Annotated in this window: 5 protein-coding genes and 1 pseudogene; all 6 read right to left on the bottom strand. The window is 72.5% G+C overall.

Annotated features, from left to right (window positions below):
- The coding region (locus tag HW445_RS20545) for an NADH-quinone oxidoreductase subunit L (protein WP_180222451.1) at positions 1 to 1,461 on the bottom strand (1,461 nt) is incomplete at its 3' end.
- Positions 1,458 to 1,877 carry an NADH-quinone oxidoreductase subunit NuoK gene (gene nuoK / locus HW445_RS20540; RefSeq protein ID WP_180222450.1) on the bottom strand — a complete coding sequence of 140 codons (420 nt, stop codon included), beginning with the start codon at positions 1,875 to 1,877 and terminating at the stop codon, positions 1,458 to 1,460. The genes nuoK and HW445_RS20545, both read right to left, overlap by 4 nt.
- On the bottom strand, positions 1,877 to 2,425 hold the full coding sequence (locus HW445_RS20535; protein ID WP_180222449.1) for an NADH-quinone oxidoreductase subunit J: 549 nt from the start codon (positions 2,423 to 2,425) through the stop codon (positions 1,877 to 1,879). The genes nuoK and HW445_RS20535 overlap by 1 nt, the downstream gene beginning before the upstream one ends.
- Positions 2,422 to 2,940 (bottom strand): 4Fe-4S binding protein, encoded by a 519-nt coding sequence (locus HW445_RS20530; protein ID WP_180222452.1) that lies wholly within the window; start codon positions 2,938 to 2,940, stop codon positions 2,422 to 2,424. Before HW445_RS20530 ends, HW445_RS20535 begins: the two co-directional genes overlap by 4 nt.
- Before the next feature lie 92 nt (positions 2,941 to 3,032).
- Complete coding sequence (locus HW445_RS20525) at positions 3,033 to 3,998, bottom strand: complex I subunit 1 family protein (RefSeq protein ID WP_180222448.1); 966 nt, start codon at positions 3,996 to 3,998, stop codon at positions 3,033 to 3,035.
- Positions 3,995 to 4,206 (bottom strand): annotated as a pseudogene (locus tag HW445_RS32845) (NADH-quinone oxidoreductase subunit C); the annotation flags it as partial. The pseudogene HW445_RS32845 and the gene HW445_RS20525, both read right to left, overlap by 4 nt.

Genomic DNA, 4,206 nt, shown 5'->3' with positions numbered 1-4,206 from the left:
CAGTGCGAGGGAGGGGACGGCCAGCACCCACAGGACGGCGTTCATGGCGACCGGCTGCCTGCCGTGGTCGGGGGCCTCGGTCCCCCGGCCGCGGAAGGCGCGCAGCCACAGGCGGGTGGCGTAGGCGGCGGTCAGCAACGCGGTGAGCAGGCCCGCCGCCAGCACGATCCATCCGGCGGCGACCGGGCCGCCCTCGCCGGTGGCGGCGTGCTCGGCGGCGACCAGCACGGCCTCCTTGGAGAAGAAGCCGCTGAACGGCGGGATCGCGGCCAGCGCGAGCAGGGCGACGGTCATCGTCCAGTAGGCGTCGGGCACGCGGGTGCGCAGCCCGCGCATGCGGGACATGGCGGCCAGCGAGTTGGTGCCGGCGGCGTGGATGAGCACGCCGGCGGTGAGGAACAGCAGCGCCTTGAAGGCGCCGTGGGTGAGGAGGTGGAACGCGGCGGCGGAGCGGTCTCCGGCGGCGAGGGCCCCGGTCATGTAGCCGAGCTGGCCGATGGTCGACCAGGCCAGGACCCGTTTGACGTCGTCCTGGGCGAGTGCGGCGAGGGCCGAGCCGATCATGGTGACGGCGGCCGTCACCGCCAGCACCAGCATGGCGGCGGCCGACGCCTGGAAGAGCGGGAGCAGCCGGGCCACGAAGTAGACGCCGGCGGCGACCATGGTCGCGGCGTGGATCAGCGCGGAGACGGGCGTGGGGCCGGCCATCGCGTCGGGCAGCCAGGTGTGCAGCGGGAACTGCGCCGACTTGCCGGCCACCCCGGCCAGCAGGAGCAGGGCGATCAGGGTGGGGTTGTCGATCCGCTCCACCGCGGCGAAGGTCGGCGTGCTCGGGTCCAGGGCCGTGTTCCGGACGGCTTCCAGGATCTCGGTGATCCGGAACGAGCCGGCGTCGGCGGCGAGCACGAAGAGGCCGATCAGGAACGGGACGTCACCGGCCTTGGTGACCAGGAACGCCTTGAGCGAGGCGGCACGCGCCTCGGGGGTCTCCCAGTAGTGGCCGACCAGGAAGTAGGAGCAGATGCCCATGACCTCCCAGCCGACCAGCAGCACCATCAGGTCGCCGGTGTAGACGACCAGCAGCATGGCGGCGGTGAACAGGGAGACCAGTGCCGCGTAGGAGGCGTACCGGGCGTCGTGGCGGAGGTAGCCCGTCGAGTAGATCTGCACGCACGCCGAGACCAGGGTCACCAGCAGGGCGGTGAGGGCGGCGAAGCCGTCGATGTGCAGGGCCAGTTCGATCGGCACCGAGCCGGTCGGGGTGAGTTCGGTCGCGGCGTCGATCGGGTCCCCGCCACCCTGGCGGGCCGCGACCAGCGCGGCGAGGGCGAGGGAGGCGAGCACCGGGAGCACGGCGAGGGGGCGGACGAAGCCGGGGGCGACGCGGCCCAGCAGGAGTCCCGCGACCGCGCCGAGGAACGGCAGCAGGGGGACGAGGACGGCGAGGGTGATCGTGCTCATGCGGAGGCCTCGGCCTTCTCGCCGCTCCCCGGGGCGGGGACGCCGGCTCGGGCGGTCGCGTCCGTGCCGTCGGACCCGCCGGGGTCCTCCGCGGTGTCGCGGAGGCGGTCGACGTCGGCGGTGCCGCGGTTGCGGTACACGGCGAGGACGATCGCCAGGCCGATGCCGATCTCGGCGGCGGCGATGGCGATGGTGAACAGGGTCAGCGCCTGGCCGGAGTGGAGCCCGTCGTGCGGGAGCGCGGCCTGCGCGGCGCGGCTCAGCCAGGCGTCGAAGGCGACGAGGTTGAGGTTGACGGCGTTGAGCATCAGCTCGACCGACATCAGCACGAGGATCGCGTTGCGGCGCGCCAGGACGCCGTAGACCCCGGTGCAGAAGAGGAGGGCGGAGAGGACGACGGGGTAGGCGAGGTGCATCAGCGCTCTCCTCCTTCGCCGGAGTCGGCGTTCCGCTTGCGGGAGAGGACGATGGCGCCGACCAGGGCGGCCAGCAGCAGGACCGAGAGGGCCTCGAAGGGGAGCACCCAGTGCTGGAAGAGGGACGCGCCGGTGACCTCGGTGGTGCCGGCGGAGGCGCCGTCCAGCTCGATCCAGGTGGTGCGGAAGGCGTCGACGACCACCCAGACCAGGGCGACCGCCGCGGCCACCGCCACCCCGAGGGCGACTCCGCGGTTGCCGGAGTCGGCGTCCGGGGAGCGGCCGATCGGCGCGCGGGTGAGCATCAGGCCGAAGAGGAGGAGGACGACCACCGAGCCGACGTAGATCAGGACCTGCACCCAGGCGATGAACTCGGCGGTGAGCAGCAGGTACTCGACGGCGAGCCCGCCGAGCGCGACCACCAGCCAGAGCGCGGCGTGCACCAGTTGCCGGGTGGTCACGCTGACCACGGCGGCGCCCAGGGTGACCACGCCGACCAGGATGAAGGTGATCTCCACGCCGGTCGGGGAGAGGAATCCGTGGCTCACGGGGTCTCCTCCCCCGCCGGGCCTTCCGCCCCGTCCGCTGCCGGGCCTTCCGCCCGGCGCAGTTTGTCCGCCGTCCTGCGCGCGGCGGCGACCTCCTTGGGCTCCTCCGCGGCGGCGTCCAGGGCGGGCGGAGCGGGGACGGTCCACATCCACTCGCGGAGTTTGTCCCGCTCGTGGGTGAGCTCGCGGATGTCCGTCTCGGCGTACTCGAACTCCGGGGACCAGAAGAGGGCGTCGAAGGGGCACACCTCGATGCAGATCCCGCAGTACATGCAGAGCGCGAAGTCGATGGCGAACCGGTCGAGGACGTTGCGCTGCCGCTCGCGGCCGCCGGGCGCGGCCGGGGGCACGGTCTCCTTGTGGGAGTCGATGTAGATGCACCAGTCCGGGCACTCACGGGCGCACAGCATGCAGACGGTGCAGTTCTCCTCGAAGAGGCCGATCACCCCGCGGGTGCGGGGGGCGAGTGCGGGCTGGACGTCCGGGTACTGCGCGGTGACGTTCTTCCGCACCATGGTGCGCAGCGTGACGGCCAGGCCCTTGGCCAGCCCGCTGCCGGGGATGCCGCGGGAGGCCGACGCGGAGGCGGAGGCGGAGGCCGGCGGCTTCACACGATCACCACCTTGACGACGCCGGTGAGGGCGATCTGGGCGAGGGCGAGCGGAACCAGGAAGGTCCATGACAGCTTCTGCAACTGGTCCTCCCGCAGCCGGGGGTAGGTGACGCGCAGCCAGATGACCACGAAGGCCAGGACGGCGGTCTTCAGCAGTGTCCAGAACCAGCCGAGGTCGTCGCCCCCGAACGGGCCGTGCCAGCCGCCGAGGAACAGCACGGTGGTCAGACCGCAGAGGACGACGATGCCGGCGTACTCGGCGAGCAGGAAGAACGCGAAGCGCAGTCCGGTGTACTCGGTGTACGCGCCGAAGATGATCTCCGAGTCGGCCACCGGCATGTCGAACGGCGGGCGCTGGAGCTCGGCGAGGCCGGCCACGAAGAAGACGACCGCGCCGACGAGCTGCCAGGGCAGCCACCACCACTGGAAGGCGCCGGCGATGCCGGTGAGCGAGACGGTGCCGGCCGCCATGGCGACGGAGGCCGCCGCGAGCAGCATCGGCAGTTCGTAGGAGAGCAGCTGGGCGGCCGTGCGGAGGCCGCCGAGCAGGGAGAACTTGTTGGCGGACGCCCAGCCGGCCATCAGCGAGCCGAGGACGCCCACCCCCATCACGGCGAGGGCGAAGAAGACGCCCGCGTCGATGGCCTGGCCGACCGCGTCACCCGGTCCGAGCGGGATGACCAGCAGGACCAGCAGGTACGGCAGGAGGGCGACGGCGGGGGCGAGCTGGAAGACGCGGCGGTCGGCGCCGGCCGGGACCACGTCCTCCTTCTGCACGAACTTCACGCCGTCCGCGACGAGCTGGGCCCAGCCGTGGAAGCCTCCGGCGTACATCGGGCCGAGACGGCCCTGCATGTGGGCCATCACCTTGTGCTCGGTCTGGCCCACGACGAGGGGGAGGACCAGGAAGGCGGCGAGGACGGCCAGCAGGCGCAGCGTGACGTCGAGCGCGTCGGTCACTGTCCGCCTCCCTCGGGGTCGTCGGTGGGTCGCTCGTCCGGTCGTTCCTCCGGAGGTCCCTCCGGACGTTCTTCCGGACGTTCCTCCGGACGTTCTTCCGGACGTTCTTCCGGACGTTCGACCTGCTCGGGCCCGCCGTCGCGGGAACCGTCCGGCTCCTCGTAGGCGGGCTTGGCGTGGTGCCACGGGGCGTCCGGGCTGCGGGGCG

This window comes from Streptomyces sp. UH6 (assembly GCF_013421635.1).
Taxonomy (GTDB): Bacteria; Actinomycetota; Actinomycetes; order Streptomycetales; family Streptomycetaceae; genus Streptomyces; species Streptomyces abyssomicinicus.
Note: the sequence above shows the minus strand (reverse complement) of the source record. Positions and strands in the feature narration are given on the sequence as shown.

Bases quoted from the DNA above. Each gene is read 5' to 3' on its own strand.
- nuoK (WP_180222450.1), bottom strand. From the start codon at position 1,877: ATGCACCTCGCCTACCCCGTCGTCCTCTCCGCCCTCCTCTTCTGCACC.
- HW445_RS20530 (WP_180222452.1), bottom strand. From the start codon at position 2,940: ATGGTGCGGAAGAACGTCACCGCGCAGTACCCGGACGTCCAGCCCGCA.